The 16,407-nt window shown below is 45.6% G+C and carries 16 protein-coding genes; 6 read left to right on the forward strand and 10 right to left on the reverse strand.

Going from position 1 to position 16,407, the window contains the following annotated elements:
- Positions 1 to 6: 6 nt before the first annotated feature.
- Positions 7 to 894 carry a flavin reductase family protein gene (locus K7R10_RS07140; RefSeq protein WP_224483993.1) on the reverse strand — a complete coding sequence of 296 codons (888 nt, stop codon included), beginning with the start codon at positions 892 to 894 and terminating at the stop codon, positions 7 to 9.
- 121 nt (positions 895 to 1,015) lie between these two features.
- On the opposite strand from K7R10_RS07140, the gene K7R10_RS07145 reads away from it, so the two are divergent.
- Positions 1,016 to 2,158 carry a sensor histidine kinase gene (locus tag K7R10_RS07145; protein ID WP_224483994.1) on the forward strand — a complete coding sequence of 381 codons (1,143 nt, stop codon included), beginning with the start codon at positions 1,016 to 1,018 and terminating at the stop codon, positions 2,156 to 2,158.
- Positions 2,155 to 2,520: a hypothetical protein gene (locus K7R10_RS07150; RefSeq protein WP_224483995.1), complete on the forward strand. Its 366-nt coding sequence runs from the start codon at positions 2,155 to 2,157 to the stop codon at positions 2,518 to 2,520. The genes K7R10_RS07145 and K7R10_RS07150 overlap by 4 nt, the downstream gene beginning before the upstream one ends.
- Here K7R10_RS07150 and K7R10_RS07155 read toward each other — a convergent pair.
- From K7R10_RS07155 to dnaE, 3 genes are all read right to left on the reverse strand, one after another.
- Positions 2,504 to 2,893: an HIT family protein gene (locus tag K7R10_RS07155; RefSeq protein ID WP_224483996.1), complete on the reverse strand. Its 390-nt coding sequence runs from the start codon at positions 2,891 to 2,893 to the stop codon at positions 2,504 to 2,506. The two genes, K7R10_RS07150 and K7R10_RS07155, sit on opposite strands and share 17 nt — an antisense overlap.
- Before the next feature lie 121 nt (positions 2,894 to 3,014).
- Positions 3,015 to 3,332: a thioredoxin gene (gene trxA, locus K7R10_RS07160; protein WP_224483997.1), complete on the reverse strand. Its 318-nt coding sequence runs from the start codon at positions 3,330 to 3,332 to the stop codon at positions 3,015 to 3,017.
- 107 nt (positions 3,333 to 3,439) lie between these two features.
- Positions 3,440 to 7,825 carry a DNA polymerase III subunit alpha gene (gene dnaE / locus K7R10_RS07165; RefSeq protein ID WP_224483998.1) on the reverse strand — a complete coding sequence of 1,462 codons (4,386 nt, stop codon included), beginning with the start codon at positions 7,823 to 7,825 and terminating at the stop codon, positions 3,440 to 3,442.
- Positions 7,826 to 8,238: 413 nt separating this feature from the next.
- Here dnaE and K7R10_RS07170 point away from each other — a divergent pair, with 413 nt between their 5' ends.
- Positions 8,239 to 8,673 (forward strand): tellurite resistance TerB family protein, encoded by a 435-nt coding sequence (locus K7R10_RS07170; protein WP_224483999.1) that lies wholly within the window; start codon positions 8,239 to 8,241, stop codon positions 8,671 to 8,673.
- A gap of 31 nt (positions 8,674 to 8,704) precedes the next feature.
- Here K7R10_RS07170 and fbp read toward each other — a convergent pair whose 3' ends face one another.
- Positions 8,705 to 9,718 (reverse strand): class 1 fructose-bisphosphatase, encoded by a 1,014-nt coding sequence (gene fbp / locus K7R10_RS07175; RefSeq protein WP_224484000.1) that lies wholly within the window; start codon positions 9,716 to 9,718, stop codon positions 8,705 to 8,707.
- Between the two features lie 114 nt (positions 9,719 to 9,832).
- On the opposite strand from fbp, the gene K7R10_RS07180 reads away from it, so the two are divergent.
- The 3 genes from K7R10_RS07180 to K7R10_RS07190 are packed head-to-tail and all read left to right on the forward strand — an operon-like array spanning position 9,833 to position 13,434.
- Positions 9,833 to 10,324: a GNAT family N-acetyltransferase gene (locus K7R10_RS07180; protein WP_224484001.1), complete on the forward strand. Its 492-nt coding sequence runs from the start codon at positions 9,833 to 9,835 to the stop codon at positions 10,322 to 10,324.
- Positions 10,311 to 11,573, forward strand: coding sequence for an aspartate kinase (locus K7R10_RS07185; RefSeq protein ID WP_224484002.1), 1,263 nt, complete (start codon positions 10,311 to 10,313; stop codon positions 11,571 to 11,573). The genes K7R10_RS07180 and K7R10_RS07185 overlap by 14 nt, the downstream gene beginning before the upstream one ends.
- Positions 11,574 to 11,613: 40 nt before the next feature.
- A complete protein-coding gene (locus K7R10_RS07190; RefSeq protein WP_224484003.1) occupies positions 11,614 to 13,434 on the forward strand; it encodes a GNAT family N-acyltransferase in 1,821 nt (606 codons plus the stop codon).
- 5 nt (positions 13,435 to 13,439) lie between these two features.
- Here the strand turns inward: K7R10_RS07190 and K7R10_RS07195 are convergent, their stop codons facing one another.
- The 5 genes from K7R10_RS07195 to K7R10_RS07215 all read right to left on the reverse strand — a co-directional run bounded on the left by K7R10_RS07195 (position 13,440) and on the right by K7R10_RS07215 (position 16,398).
- Positions 13,440 to 13,907 (reverse strand): arsenate reductase/protein-tyrosine-phosphatase family protein, encoded by a 468-nt coding sequence (locus K7R10_RS07195; RefSeq protein ID WP_224484004.1) that lies wholly within the window; start codon positions 13,905 to 13,907, stop codon positions 13,440 to 13,442.
- A 209-nt stretch (positions 13,908 to 14,116) separates the two neighbouring features.
- Positions 14,117 to 14,491: a TM2 domain-containing protein gene (locus tag K7R10_RS07200; protein WP_224484005.1), complete on the reverse strand. Its 375-nt coding sequence runs from the start codon at positions 14,489 to 14,491 to the stop codon at positions 14,117 to 14,119.
- 49 nt (positions 14,492 to 14,540) lie between these two features.
- A complete protein-coding gene (locus K7R10_RS07205) occupies positions 14,541 to 14,927 on the reverse strand; it encodes a VOC family protein (RefSeq protein ID WP_224484006.1) in 387 nt (128 codons plus the stop codon).
- A gap of 3 nt (positions 14,928 to 14,930) precedes the next feature.
- On the reverse strand, positions 14,931 to 15,386 hold the full coding sequence (locus tag K7R10_RS07210; protein ID WP_224484007.1) for a DUF1801 domain-containing protein: 456 nt from the start codon (positions 15,384 to 15,386) through the stop codon (positions 14,931 to 14,933).
- Between the two features lie 55 nt (positions 15,387 to 15,441).
- Positions 15,442 to 16,398, reverse strand: coding sequence for a 2-hydroxyacid dehydrogenase (locus K7R10_RS07215; protein ID WP_224484008.1), 957 nt, complete (start codon positions 16,396 to 16,398; stop codon positions 15,442 to 15,444).
- Positions 16,399 to 16,407: the final 9 nt, after the last annotated feature.

The raw sequence follows: 16,407 nt of genomic DNA on the forward strand, positions 1-16,407 counted from the left end.
GCGTATTTATTTTTTTATTTGATTTGCTGCCATCAATAAATTCCAGGCAGAAGACACATCATCGGTTTCCAGGTACAATTGGGCCTGCCGGTGTATTTTTTTCTCATCATCACTGCTTAGTACCGATTTAGCCTCTATATTACCGCTGATGAACGCCTCGACCTCATCGGGTGTCGGCAGGGCTTCCACATTTCCTAATTTACCAAGGTCGTTTCCGGTTAGCACTTTGCTCAACCTGATCGATTCAGGGATGCGGTCTACCCCTATGCCGAGGGTGGCCAGTGGTTTCGGCACCTCAAATAAGCCCATATTGGAACGGCTGTACCAGTTCCCTCCCATTCTGCTGACCAGGTCGATGCGATGCTGATCGATATTTCCCTCTTCATCGAGCACCTCTTCAGATATATGCATCTTAAGCACCTCGCAAAGAATGAGGTTCCCGGCTCCTCCGGTTTCACCAAGCTTGATGATCTCACGAACTTTACACTCGAATTGTACAGGTGATTCGGCCACCCTGAAGGGTTTCACCTTATCAGAAGGCAGCATCGTAAGCCCTGATTTCTCAAATTCATTGACCCCTTTATCATATTCGGTGCTGCTGAGCGACATCTGTTGAACGATATCGAAATTAACCACATTGATCACCACTTCCCCGGTTGCTTCCGCATTTTCAAGGGTGTGCTTGGTAGTATTATTTCTAACCCTGCGGTTGGGTGAAAAGATCATCACCGGCGGGTTTGAACTGAACACATTAAAAAAGCTGTAAGGAGAGAGGTTGGGCTTTCCCGATTCGTCGACGGTACTTGCAAAAGCGATCGGTCTCGGTCCGACAGCCCCGAGAAGATATCGGTGCAATTCGGCCGTCTTTACAGATGAAGGTTCAATTGATATCATGATATGACTTTGGGCAAAAATAGCCATTCTCATGCCCAATAAAAAATGTTTTAAGGAGACCTAAAGTTTTAATTTATAGCTTTTACGCTATCTTTATACACCAAGCCCAGCTTTAAATCGTATGAAAAAAACCACACGTTGGATCCTGATCATTTCTTCTTTCGTTATTGTGGTATCGATACTTTCGAACACCTATGTGTTTTTTCAGCGATTCAAGGAGGAAGAACGAACCAAGATGAAAATCTGGGCTGAAGCCCAGGCAGAATTCCTGCAAACCACCGACCTGGAAAAAGACCTGGGAGATCTCACCCTCGAAGTTTTAAAGAACAACAATACCACCCCGATGATTTACGTAGGGAAGGAAGGCGAGATGCGTATCAACAATATTCCGGAGAAAAGAGCGGCAGACTCAGCCTACCTCAAGGAAAAGATCAGGCAGTTCGCAGAAGAAAACAGCCCCATAGAGGTCAGTTACAAGAACGACATCTACGGCACCCTGTATTACGGAAACTCCCAGGTACTCAACAATCTTAAATACTACCCCATTGCCCTCATACTTATCATTCTGTTGTTTGCCACCGTGGTTTACTTCTTTTTTCGCACGGCTCGTAATTCTGATCAGAATAAGCTCTGGGCCGGTATGGCGAAAGAAACAGCACACCAGATCGGCACCCCCATATCATCTCTTTTAGGCTGGAACGAGCTTCTTAAGGCAGAAAATACAGACCCTACGATCACCCGGGAAATAGAAAAAGACATCAAAAGACTGGAAACCATCACCGAAAGATTTTCCAAGATCGGTTCGGTACCGTCACTGGAAATGCATGATATCGTCAAAGAAACCCGGAACACTTACGAATACCTGCAGGCGAGAAGCTCAAAACTGGTGCATTTTAACTTCCACAGCAATCAGGAGGTGATCTATGCCAATCTCAATACGCAACTGTACAGCTGGACTATAGAAAACCTCATCAACAATGCCATAGACGCTATGAAAGGCAAAGGAGATCTTACCCTGGAAGTGCTGGAAGACAAGAAAATGGTAAAGGTGAACGTTAAAGATACCGGAAAAGGTATTCCAAAGAGCGATTACAGCAGAATCTTCAAACCGGGTTTTACCACCAAAAAAAGGGGGTGGGGCCTCGGATTATCACTGGTGAAGCGCATCATCGAAGATTACCACAAAGGAAAGGTGAGGGTTTTACATTCTGTGCTTGGAAAAGGAACGACCATACAAATAACCCTAAATACGGCCGAAAAATGAGTGTTAACGCCACATTGATCAAAGAAGCTGAACTAAGTAACAATTGCCCTGAATGCTATTCGAATGACAGCCTGAGGCTTCAGTTCTATCAGAAGCACTTGGAAAATCTTCTTTACACCAAAGCAACAAGCACCATCACAGAGTCTCTGAAATGCTCCAAATGCAAGACTACTATTTATCCCGTGAGGTATACGGAAGACATAGAAAGAGTACGTGATTTTTACTTTAAAACACTTGAAAGACCGGCCACAGGAATAAAACTCCGCCTGCTTTCATGGATACTCTTACTCGCAGTGATCATTGCCGGTGCGGGCATCTACTGGTACCTGCAGCAACAGAATCTCTTCACAACTGACTTCTGATCTGTTGAGCGATCGACTCGAATTCTTCCTTCTCCAGATTCACCTTTTGCTGAAAGGTCATATCAGCCATTTTTGATATCGGAATCAGGTGTACATGCACATGCGGCACTTCCAGGCCGATGACGGCGATCCCGACCCGCTTGCAGTCCATTGCCTTTTCGACGGCCAGGGCCACCTTTCTTGAAAATGCCATGAGCTCCATATACGTCTCGTTGTCAAGATCGGTGATCTTGTCAACTTCTTTCCTGGGTACGCAAAGCGTATGACCCTTTGTATTCGGGTTAACATCTAAAAAGGCGATACAATGCTCATTTTCTGCGATCTTATAACTGGGGATTTCCCCCTTGATAATCCTGGTAAAAATCGATGCCATACTGGTTATTTTTAAGGAAAAGGTACGTTATTTTGTTTAAGGTTAAAAACGGATACGGACATAAAAAAAAGGCCTGATTCTCATCAGGCCTCTATTTTCTTAATAACATTTTCACGCTTGCTTAGAGCAATTGCTCCAACGCTTCAGAATATGCTGTCTTTGGTGCAACACCTACCTGTCTTCCGACAACTTCTCCGTTTTGAAAAACAAGCACGGTAGGGATATTACGAACTCCGTATTTAGCCGCAAATTCCTGATTGGCATCAACATCTACCTTCCCAACCACAGCTTTTCCTTCGTATTCCTTACTGAGTTCATCAATGATCGGACCTACCATTCTGCAGGGTCCGCACCAGGCAGCCCAAAAGTCTACCATTACTGGTTTATCACTTTTTAAAACTACTTCGTCAAAAGTAGCGTCGGTTATTTCTAAAGCCATATGTTTAATTTTTTAAAGTTACAAAGTTAGTCATTTATTGTTCGAATCCTTACAGGGGCTGTATTTGTTTTACCTATGCCTTTATTTGTTAAGGTAATAGGCCCTGTTTAGTTAAGCTTATAAAGAACTTCCTGTCTGCTCAGCTCTGTTAGTAATTCACTGCTGATATTAACCTTATGCTTCCGGCTCGGCATATTGAGCTTGATCTCATTATCCATTTCATAGATCACAAAGTTCAAAATATGATCTCCTTTATGAAGTGTGAAAGTTTCTTTCAGACTGTTGATACGATCTTCCATTACCTCGTCCAGTTTCAGGTGGATGGTGAGTTTTTTAGCGTAAGTTTCCATGATGTCCTGCAGCAGCTGAATGGAATTAAACTGCATACGTGGCTCCCCCTTTTTCCCGGTATCGCGGTTCACCCAACCCTCACGTATAAACACCTTACAATAGACAAAAGAGTTCACTACCAGAAAATGGCGAAACTTGAGATAGTCTTCTCCAAAGATCCTGAACTCATATGATTCGTTGTAATCTTCAAGAGTAAAAGCAGCCCATCCTTTTCCGTTCTTCGATACCCGGTGTTGTACATCGGTCACAACTCCTGCCAGTGAAACCTCGCGGTTCACTATGGCATTCAGATCGCTGAGGGTGGCAAGGGAAGCGTTGCAGAAATTCTTGATCTCGGTACTGAAATCGTCAAGGGGGTGACCCGAGATATAGATCCCCACCACTTCTTTTTCCTTTCGAAGCTTCTCCATGGTACCCCATTCTTCACAAGGAGGAACCACCGGTTCAGGTATCTGAACTTCACTGGCCTCTCCGAAAAGGCTTACCTGAGCAGAATTGGCATTCTCCTGGAATTTGGCTCCGTACTTGATCGCCTTTTCCAGAAAGCTTATGCCGTCTCCATCTTCATGGAAATACTGAGCCCGGTGAGTCTCGGCAAAAGAGTCAAAACCGCCGGCCAGGGCAAGGTTTTCAAAGGCCTTCTTATTAGCCGCCCTGAGGTCGATACGCTTGGCCAGGTCAAAAACCGACCTGTATCTGCCTTCTTCGCGCATTTCGACTATGGTATCAACAGCACCACGTCCCACCCCTTTGATGGCTCCCATTCCGAAGCGAATCGCATTATCCTGGTTCACCGTAAACTTGTAGTATGATTCATTCACATCAGGCCCCAGCACCTCGATCCCCATTCGCTTGCATTCCTCCAGGAAAAAGGTCACCTGTTTGATGTCGTTCATGTTGTTCGACAGTACGGCAGCCATGTATTCTGCCGGGTAGTTTGCTTTCAGGTAGGCCGTCTGGTAACCAATCCAGGCATAACAGGTAGAGTGAGATTTATTAAAGGCATAACTGGCAAAAGCTTCCCAGTCTTTCCAGATTTTCTCCAGCTTCTCCCGCGGATGACCATTCTTTTCCCCACCATCAAGAAACTTGGGTTTCAGCTGTTCCAGCAGGGCAAATATCTTCTTACCCATCGCCTTCCGCAGCATATCTGCCTCACCCTTGGTAAAGCCGGCCAGCTTTTGGGAAAGCAACATCACCTGCTCCTGATAGACGGTAATACCATAGGTTTCTTTCAGGTATTCTTCCATGGCAGGGAGGTCGTAAACGATCTCTTCCTCTCCATGCTTACGACGAATAAAGCTGGGGATGTATTCAAGAGGTCCCGGGCGATAAAGGGCGTTCATGGCGATAAGGTCGGCAAATACCGTCGGCTTCAGGTCTTTCATATGTTTCTGCATTCCTGCAGATTCGTACTGAAATATCCCTACCGTTTCACCGCGCTGGAACAATTCATAGGTCTTCTCATCGTCAAGCGGAAACTCATCAGGATTGAGCTCAATTCCGTGCTTATACTTGATGAGCTTCACAGTATCCTTTATCAGAGTAAGCGTCTTCAGACCAAGAAAATCCATTTTCAGCAGTCCTGCGCTTTCAACTACCGAGTTATCGAACTGGGTGACATACAGGTCAGAATCTTTTGCAACCGAAACAGGCACAAACTTGGTGATATCATCGGGGGTAATGATCACACCACAGGCATGGATCCCGGTATTACGAAGGGAGCCTTCAAGTACCCTTGCCTGGTTGACCGTAAGGGCTTCAAGGTCTTCTCCTTCTGAAATATTTTTTAATTCATTGACCTTCTCGAGCTCGTCTCCCCTTAATTTGGCTTTCAGATCTGCATCTGAAAGACCAAAGATCTTATTCAGTTTAATATTGGGTATAAGCTTGGCGATGCGGTCTGCATCGTGCAGCGGAAGATCAAGTACCCTTGCTGTATCACGTATGGATGATTTAGCCGCCATGGTACCATAGGTAATGATCTGTGCCACCTGGTTGGCACCATACTTTTCGATCACATAATCCATCACCCGGCTTCGGCCTTCATCATCAAAATCGATATCGATATCAGGCAGCGAGACCCGGTCAGGATTCAGAAACCGCTCAAAAAGGAGGTCATAGGCGATCGGGTCCATATTGGTGATCCCGAGACAATAAGCAACTGCAGAGCCTGCCGCAGAACCCCTTCCGGGGCCGACCGAAACTCCCATTTTCCGCGCAGCATCGATAAAATCCCAAACGATGAGAAAGTAGCCCGGGTAACCGGTATTTTCGATTACCGATAATTCAAAATCGAGTCGTTCCCTTATCTCATCAGTAAGGGTTTCATATCTCTTTTTGGCTCCCTCGTAAGTAAGATGCCTGAGATAGGCATTCTCACCCCGCTTACCTCCGTCTTCATCATCCTTTTCATCCTGAAACTCCTGCGGAATGTCAAATTTAGGAAGCAGTACATCGCGGGCAAGCTCGAAGGGCTCTACCTTTTCAACGATCTCGCTTACGTTGATGATGGCATCAGGAAGATCCCGGAAAAGCTCCTTCATCTGCTCAGAACTCTTGAAGTAATATTCGTCGTTCGGCAAGCCGTAGCGATACCCCCGGCCGCGACCAATGGGCGTATCTTTTTTCTCGCCGTCTTTTACACAAAGCAGAATATCGTGGGCGTTGGCGTCTTCCTTATTTATATAAAATGTATTGTTGGTAGCGATCAGTTTAACATCATGCTTTCTTGCCAGGGCTACCAATGAAACGTTGACACGGTCTTCATCTTCCTGATTATGTCGCATGATCTCGACATAGAGATCATCTTTAAACTCTTCTTTCCACCACAACAGGGCCTCTTCAGCCTGGTTCTCTCCCACATTAAGCAATTTGGAAGGCACTTCCCCGTACATATTCCCCGTAAGCACGATCACGTCTTCCTTGTACTTTCGCACCACCTCACGGTCGATACGGGGCACATAATAGAACCCATCGGTATAGGCTATGGAAGACATCTTGGCCAGGTTATGATAGCCATTCTTGTTCTTCGCCAGCATTACGATCTGGTAACCGTTGTCTTTGCGGGATTTATCAGTATGATCTTCACATACATTAAAGGTACACCCCACGATGGGCTTCAGCATCACCTCTTCGGGTTCTGTCCCGTTTTCCAATGCTGCATCAATGGCCGATTTGGCTTTTTTGTTATGGTCGCTAACCGCCTTCACGAAGTGAAAGGCCCCCATCATATTTCCGATATCGGTCAGGGCAACGCCAGACATCTTATTGGCGGCAGCTGCCTCTACCAGCTGCGGTACGCTGGAAGTGGCCTGTAAAATAGAAAATTGCGAATGATTGTGGAGATGGGCAAAAGGAACATCGGCCAGTTCTCTCAGGTTTTGTCTGATCTCGTCTTTTGACGGGCCATCTTCGGTTTCGGCCTTTTGCAGACTCAGTCTGATACGCTCGGAGGCAGCCTTCAGGTTGATATGCTTCAGCCCGATAAGCTGAATGGTATCAGGATTGGCCTGCTCAAAGTCACTGAAGTAGCCGGGAGCCTGCTGCAGTTCTTCCAGGGTAAAACCTTCACATCGCCTGATCAGCTCGAAGAAACAGCGGGTGGTTGCTTCCACGTCGGCCGTTGCATTGTGAGCCTCACCAAAAGGCTCTCCAAAGAGATGCTCATGAAGTTCTGTAAGTGTCGGAAGTTTAAACTTTCCACCCCGACCTCCGGGAATCTGACATAACAGGGCCGTTTCTTCGGTACAGGTGTCCAGAACCGGAAGTTCGGCAAGCATATTGTCCATACCCTCCCGAAAGAATTCAGCCCCCATAATATTGACATCGAAGCCTACGTTCTGACCCACCACGAACCGCGTGCGTTCCAGGGCCTCTTTAAAACGTTCCAGAACAGTCTCCAGCACTTCACCTTCTGCCGCCGCCAGTTCTGTTGAAATTCCGTGAACCTGTTCAGAGTCAAAAGGGATATTAAACCCTTCCGGTTTAATCAGGTAATCCTGATGATCGATCACCTTCCCGTACTCATCATGCAATTGCCAGGCGATCTGCACCGCTCTTGGCCAGTTATCGGTATCAGATACGGGAGCATCCCATCGTTTGGGAAGACCGGTGGTTTCAGTATCAAAAATAAGGTACATGGGCACTGGAAGTTTTCTCGTTCAACTGCTCACAATCGCAATCAAAGCACCAAAAGTCATTATCCGGGATCCCCCGGGAACAGACTGATTCAAAGCAATGATTAACCGCTGGGCTGAGGTGCTAAAATTAAGCAGAAAATAAAGCTTAATAAAACCAATTTATCAAGAGTTATCAACGTTAAAATCAAGCCTCCGTCACCAAAGTCCTGAGACCCGGAACAAGCGACCGGAAGAGGCTTAAACACAGTTCCGCTGAGACTTTTCGGTTTTAACGGCAAGCTTTCGTCTCAAAAGTGGAAACTCAAAGATTTCATACCTCAAGGCCTTAGATAAAATCGCAAAAAATAGAGTTTATCAGTCCTGAATAAAAGGAGGTTTAATATCTTTGTTAAACAAAATAAACAATCAATACAATGTCCATATCTGATCTGTATTCAAGCGGTTTTCGTGAAAGAAACCGTGACCACTTTGCTTCAATTGTCAGGGTTGCCCTGTCTGATGGCGAACTGACTGAACAAGAGCACGCCTTTTTAAAACGACTGGCCAATAATCTCGATATACCTGAAGGCAATTATGAGGAGATTCTCGAAAATCCCTTTGCCTATCCTGTAAACCCTCCCTACGATCACGAGCGCAGACTGGAACGTTTATACGATATTGCCAGAATGGTTTATGTAGATGAGATCGAAGACGAACATGAGCTCAATATCATGCGACGACTGTGCATCGGACTTGGATTCAACCATGAAGACATTGACAAGGTTATAGACCACGCTATGCAGCTTATTCATGAAAAATCTGATCTGGACACCTTTGTTGAAGACTTCAGAAAGAAGATAAAGCATTAAAAAAAGCCGCTCTCACGAGCGGCTTTTTTAATTAATTTTTTGAATAAGCTTGCATAAACTCTTCAGCCTTGCTGACCATGTTCTTACTGCCGCAGAAAAAGGGCACTCTCTGATGCAGGGCTTCAGGCTCGATATCCATGATGGAATTAAACCCGTCACTGGCCTTTCCTCCGGCCTGTTCTGCCAAAAACGCCATAGGATTACACTCGTAAAGAAGCCTCAGTTTTCCATTGGCTGCCTTACTGCTCTTAGGATAGATAAATATTCCTCCCTTGATCATGTTCCGGTGAAAATCAGACACCAAAGACCCGATATAACGCGAGGTGTACGGACGATCCCCTTCTTCCTCCTGGCAATACTTGATATATTTTTTAACCCCTTCAGGAAAATGGGTATAGTTCCCTTCGTTGATCGAATAGATCCTCCCGTCTTCCGGGTATTTCATATTTGGATGCGATAGGTAAAAGGTGCCTATAGCCGGATTCAGCGTAAATCCATTTACCCCGTGACCGGTGGTATATACCAGCATAGTCGAGGTACCGTAGATGATATAACCCGCCGCTACCTGTCTTCTTCCCGGTTGCAGGAAATCCCTGAGTTCAACCGGAGAACCTATGGGGGTCACACGTCGGTAAACAGAAAATATGGTACCCACCGAGACGTTGACATCGATATTACTCGAGCCATCAAGCGGATCGAAAAGCACCACGTACTTGTTCTGATGATTCTTATCAAGACTGTTTACCGAGATAAAACTGTCTTCCTCTTCCGAGGCCAGGCCGCAAACGATCTCACGGTTTGTCAGGGTTTGAATGAATTTCTCATTGGCCAGAACATCCAGCTTCTGCTGATCTTCACCCTGTACATTGGTGTCTCCGCTTGTACCGAGTATATCGACCAAACCGGCCTTGTTCACCTCGTGATTTACCACCTTGGCTGCCAGCCGGATGGCATTGATCAATTTCGAAAGTTCTCCTGATGAATATTTAAAAGCCGCCTGGTTCTCTATGATAAATTCACCAAGGGTCTTGTTTTTTCCTGACATGTTTGCATTTTAATGTGAAGCTGTGAACAAATATCGATATTTTTGTGAAACTACAACGTTTTCGTAAAATTCTATTTTTTTCGTTTTATAACTTATAGTGATATTTGTAACAATATGGAGTATGTAATTCGTCCCGCAGTAAAAGAAGACATGAAACAGGTACTGGATCTTATCCAGGAGCTGGCAGAGTTTGAAAAAGAGCCAGACGCGGTTGAGATCACCGTATCAGACCTCGAAAAAGACGGTTTTGGAGAACATCCCAAATTCGTTTGCTTCGTGGCCGAGGTTAATCATCGTATCGGAGGCATGGCTTTGGTTTACCCCAGGTATTCTACCTGGAAAGGCGAAACGGTACATTTGGAAGATCTGATCGTTAGTGAAGACCTGAGAGGCACCGGAATGGGAAGTGCTCTTTTCGAAGAAGTGATTCGCTATGGCCGGGAGAAAGGGGTCAGGCGTATCGAATGGAATGTACTCGACTGGAACGACGGAGCCATTCGTTTCTATGAAAGAAACGGGGCCAGAGTTCTGCGCGATTGGGACACAGTACAACTCGATGAAGAAGGAATAAATAGTTTTTTAGAACGAATTGATGAGAATATTTAAGTTTGGAGGAGCATCTGTAAAAGATGCGGCAGGAGTGAGAAATATTGTTAAGGTTTTAGAAACCGTTGGCTATGAAGAGACCTTACTGGTGGTATCTGCCATGGGCAAAACCACCAATGCCATGGAAAAGGTGGTGAGAGATTATTTCGATGAAAAAGCCGATCACCTGGCCGCCCTGCAGGAAGTGATCGACTATCACCATGACATATTAAAAGAGCTTTTTCCCGGAGTGCAACATCAGATTTATGCGCGATTTAAAGAGCTCACCGATGAGGTCAAAGGCTTTCTGGCCTGGAACAAATCTCCAAAATACAGCTTTGTCTATGACCAGGTGGTCGGTTACGGAGAGCTCATATCAACCTCGATCGTAAGTGCCTATTTTGAAGAAACAGGCATCAAAAATACCTGGCTGGATGTAAGGGAACTTATTAAGACAGGTTCAGATTACCGGGATGCAACCGTGAATTGGGATCGCAGCCAGCAAAATATAACTTCCCGCATTAACAGGAAGGTTCTCAATATCACTCAGGGATTTATCGGAAGTGACGACAACAACTTCACCACTACCCTGGGACGGGAAGGTTCAGATTATACCGCAGCCATACTGGGATACTGCCTGAACGCCGAATCGGTAACCATCTGGAAAGATGTACCGGGAGTTCTGAATGCCGACCCGAGATATTTCCAGAATCCCGAACTCTTACATGAGGTCTCATACCGGGAGGCTATCGAACTGGCTTTCTACGGAGCTTCGGTTATTCACCCGAAAACCCTGCAACCCCTACAGCGCAAAGAGATACCCCTGCATGTACGGTCGTTCCTGCAACCCGAACAACCCGGCACGGTGGTAAAAAAATCAAAGGGTATCAGTCCGAATATACCATGCTTCATTCTCAAAAAAGACCAGGTTCTGCTGAAGTTATCTTCTCTTAATTTCGATTTCATCGTTGAGGAAAATATCAGTGAGATATTCAGAATGTTACACGACCACCGTTTAAAGGTTGACCTGATTCAAAATTCAGCCATCAGCTTCTCGGTTTGTGTAGATAACAAGTTCCAGCAGCTGCCTGAACTCTTTGAGAAACTCAAGTCCAAATACAAGGTAACCAGCTACGAATCTGTTTCGCTCTACACGATCAGGCATTTCAACCAGGAAGCCATCGATTCGCTTCAGAATGGCAAAGAAGTTCTTTTGGAACAACGCACACAGGAAACCGTACAGTTAGTGACCCGGGAAACAAAAGGATAGTTTCTTTTCCTATATTTGTAACCGACCAACAACCAAACCTATGGGATTAGTTACCGCTAAGGAAGTGGCTCAGGTTATCAAAGCTGATAAATACGGCATTTTAGGCACTTTCATGGGCTGGATGCTGATGAAAGCGTTGAAGATTTCTACCCTGAATCGAATTTACAACGATCATAAAGAGAAGAAAGATCTCGAATTTCTCAATGCCATACTTGAGGAGTTCGAGATCAACTTTGAAATTCCGGAGGAGGATCTGAAAAGACTTCCAGATGACGGGGCTTATATCACCATTTCCAACCATCCGCTTGGCGGGATCGACGGAATATTGCTGCTAAAGCTCCTGCTTGAAAAACGCCCTGATTACAAGATTATCGCAAATTTCCTGCTCCACCGAATCAAACCTCTGGAGCCTTATATAATGCCGGTCAACCCGTTTGAGAACCATAAAGATGCCAAGAGCAGTATTGCCGGTTTCAAACAGGCCCTGGCCCACCTGAGGGAGGGACACCCCCTGGGAATTTTCCCTGCCGGTGAGGTATCGACCTACCGGGACGGGAGACTGATCGTTGACCGCCCCTGGGAAGAAGCAGCCATGAAACTGGTCAAGAGAGCCGAGGTGCCCGTGATCCCGATTTACTTTCATGCCAAGAACAGTCAGTTGTTCTACAGGCTCTCAAAACTCGACGATACCCTCAGAACCGCAAAATTACCTTCAGAACTTCTCACCCAGCGACACCGGGTGATCAAAGTGCGTATCGGGCGCCCCATTTCAGTGAGTGCTCAACAGGAATATGAAAATCTTGGAGAATTCACCGAATTCCTGAGACGAAAAACCTATATGCTGGCCAACGCTTTCGAGAACACCCGTTTCATACCGAAAGTACCCACACAGATCAAACTTCCGCGTTCACCCCAGCAGATCATCAGACCGGTAGACCGCGATCTTATGGACCAGGAAGTGTCCTTGCTGAGGGAACAGGACAAACGGCTCCTGGAAAGCAAGAACTTTGAGGTTTTCCTGACCCAGGCCGAGCATATGCCCAATATCTTAAGGGAGATCGGAAGACTCAGGGAGATCACCTTCCGCGAAGTCGGTGAAGGAACGAATCGTTCTATCGATCTCGACAAATATGACGAGTATTATCACCACCTGTTCCTGTGGGATAACATAGAAAAATGCATCGTGGGAGCCTATCGCATGGGATTGGGTCAGAAAATCTATGATCAGTATGGCATCGATGGATTTTACCTCAAAGAACTCTTCAGGTTCGAACCTGAACTCTACAAGATGATGAGCGAATCGATAGAAATGGGCCGCGCCTTCATCGTTAAGGAATATCAGCAAAAACCGATGCCGCTGTTTCTTCTTTGGAAGGGAATCGTTCACACTACCCTGAGATTTCCCGAACACAAATACCTCATTGGTGGCGTGAGCATAAGCAACCAGTTTTCGAATTTCTCAAAGAGCCTCATGATCGAATTTATGAAATCACACTATTGGGATCCCTACGTGGCTCAGTATGTAAGACCTAAAAAGGAGTTCAAGGTGAAGCTGAAAGATGCCGACAAAGAGTTTGTTTTTGATGAGACGCAGGCAGATCTGAACAAGTTTGACCGCATGATCGACGAAGTGGAACCCGGCAACCTTCGTTTGCCGGTGCTTATAAAAAAATATATCAAGCAAAATGCCCGGGTGGTGGCTTTCAACGTAGATCCGTTGTTCAACAATTCTGTTGACGGATTGATGTATATCAAAATAGCAGACCTCCCTGAGAGTACGGTAAAACCTGTTATGGAAGAATTTCAGGCCGAATTGGAACGAAAGTTCGCCAATGGAAATAACCAGACATCGGCAGAGTAGTCTGATCAGGCAAAATATTTTTTCTTGAAGTCAAGGCAAAAATTACGAATAGCTATCTGAACATGATGATACAGCTCATAAAGCTGCTCTTCCCCGCCTTCAAAACCGCTTGGGTTAGGCAGGCTTTCATGAACATAGACCGCTCTCTCTGAAGGTACGAACGGACAATTCATTCTAAATTCATCGCTGAAGGAAATGATGTAATCAAAGGTCATATGTTCCAGGTCATCTATGGGATGTACTTTGATATGAGTAATGTCAATACCCTCTTCAGCCATCATATCGGCCGCCCTCGGATCAGCTTCCCCGGGTTGCACATAAGCACTGTAAACATCAGCTTTATCTCTCAGGTAAAACTCCAGGTAGCCATGCGCCATCTGCGTACGGCACACTTTACCGCCGCACAATATCATAATCTTAGTCTTCCCGTCTTCCCGGACCTGGGTTAACTTATCATCTGTTTTTTCCCTCATAACCAATAATCATAAAATGATCCTGCATGATGAAAGTCACCTTGCATCAGCAGATTGAAAATTTAAAATTATTATCAGTTTAGGTTGCGCTTGTGAAAAAGAGCTTTAGCCCTAAAACACTTACAAAAGTTAAGAAAAATTTAAACGCAAAGTCAGAATCAATAGATGAAATCTATATATGACAACCATTAAGGCATGCTATTATACCCTCAGAACCAGGGTTTATTTCCGGCCTGGTAGGTCTGGTAGAATTCCAGATCAGATTTGGTCAGGTATATCACCCCTTCTATAAGCCCTACCACCCATACCAGCCACCCGGCAGCACCACAGGTAATGGCGCCGAGTATGAGAGTGACCCCTAACATGATGAACCCCTCCTTATTGTAACCCAGTATGAATTTATGCACCCCAAAGCCTCCCAGAAGAATAGCCAGAATTCCGGCCAGCAACTTTTTATTGTCTTCCCTGCCCAGAGCTTCTTTAGCACCATCTGAGAATTCTTTGGCTGTTCTCTTGAATTCTTCTTCGGCTTCGTTTGCGAAATCTTTAGCCTTGTCTCCAAAGGGCTTCTTTTTTTCGTCCATAGTTTATTAATATTGATAGTTCAACCTTTTACTTTCCTTATCGCGGGACTTATTGCAAAGCCTCATCGATCGGTTCCCAGAGTTCGATCTTATTCCCATCAGGATCCATGACCCATCCGAATTTACCGTAACTGAAGGTCTCCATCTCACCGACAACCTCTACACCCTCTTCCTTAAGAACACTCAGGAGTTTTTCAAGATCTTCTACCCTGAAATTCATCATAAAATATTGCTGAGAAGGGGCGAAATAAGTTGATGAGGCATCGAAAACACCCCATTGGGTACTCCCACCGCCTGAGCGATCGTCTTTCCAGACAAAGTTCCATCCGTATTGGTCAGTGGGTATTCCCAAATGCCGGCGATACCAGTTCTTCAGACCTTCGGGATCTGAAGATTTAATAAATATTCCACCGATCCCGGTTACTCTTTTTTCCATCTCCTATCTTTTTATTTTTTCTTCATACAGGCTGATCCAGGCCTCCGGTGTGAATTTCGCGCTCAGTTCAGCGATCAAATCGAAGGGGATTGCGTCCATTTTACGAAACCGAACACAGCTTTTACCCATATCGGGCTTTTTACCTGTCTCATTCTTATAGCTCTCAGAAAACCATTTCAATAAGGTCTGATCGGCATATAACCCGTTATGATAAAGGGCCAGGTAATTTTTCTGACTGCCAAGATTTATAAAAGGAAGGGGTTTTTCAGGATCACAGTGATAACCTTCAGGGTAACGGCTGTGGGGAACAACATAGCCTATCATACCATAACTCATGGTTTCTTCGAAGCCGGCAGGCAGGTTGGAAAGTATGGTTTTCCGAAGTCTGGAAAAGGCTTCTCTCCTGTCGCTCTGAACAGAAGCGGCATAGTCGTCTGGCGTGGATGCTTCTATTTTCATACCCCCTGGAATTCTATTTCACCATTAATTTAGCGAATTCCCGGGTAAAATGGAATTATTGTTTGCTTTCCTTCATCACAAAATCAGCCTGAATCTTATCAACGATGGTACGGGCCAGCTTTTCCTTGCTTTCGACGGTCCATCCGGCTACGTGCGGACTAAGGATAACCCTGTCTGACTTGAGCAACCAGTCAAAAGCTTCGGGCAGTTCATGATCATCAAACATATTTTCAAAAGATGACTTCTCATATTCCAGCACATCGAGCGCTGCCCCCTTAACCTTCCCGCTTTTCATGGCAGCCACCAGGTCTTCAGTGACCACGCTTTTACCACGGGCGGTATTGATGAACCAGAAAGGCTTTTGAAACGCCTCGATATATTCCCGGTTAACCATCCCGACCGTCTCAGGGGTCTGAGGAGTATGCAAGCTCACCACATCGGCATTGCGCTGAAGCTCGAGTATTCCTACCTGCCGGGCGTAATCATCTCCCACCCCACCTACGATATCATAACAGATCACATCCACATCAAAACCGCTGAGTTTCCTGGCAAAGGCTTTTCCCATATTTCCATACCCGACTATCCCTACGGTTTTTCCTTTCAGTTCTTCACCCCTGTTTTCTTCTCTCAACCAAATCCCTTCCCGTACCTCACGGTCTGCTTTCACCATTTTGTTCATCAGGGCAAGCAACATCCCCAGTGCATGTTCCCCTACCGCATTACGGTTTCCTTCAGGCGCATTGTATAACGCGACCCCCTTCTTGCGGGCATATGCCACATCTATATTCTCGAGACCCGCGCCTACCCTTCCGATGAATTTCAACCGGGTGGCAGCGTCAAGAAAGGTCTTATCGATCGGGAACCGACTCCTGATTACCAACCCGTCATATTCATGCAGGATCTTAAGCACTTCCTCCCTGCTCTGGGTATATGCCTCTGTGTTGGTAAATCCCATTTTTTCCAGGGACTCTATCAGTAACGGATGATTGGTATCAAGATGTAAAACCTTCATAGTATGAAT

It is taken from the genome of Robertkochia aurantiaca (assembly GCF_020166495.1).
GTDB lineage: Bacteria > Bacteroidota > Bacteroidia > Flavobacteriales > Flavobacteriaceae > Robertkochia > Robertkochia aurantiaca.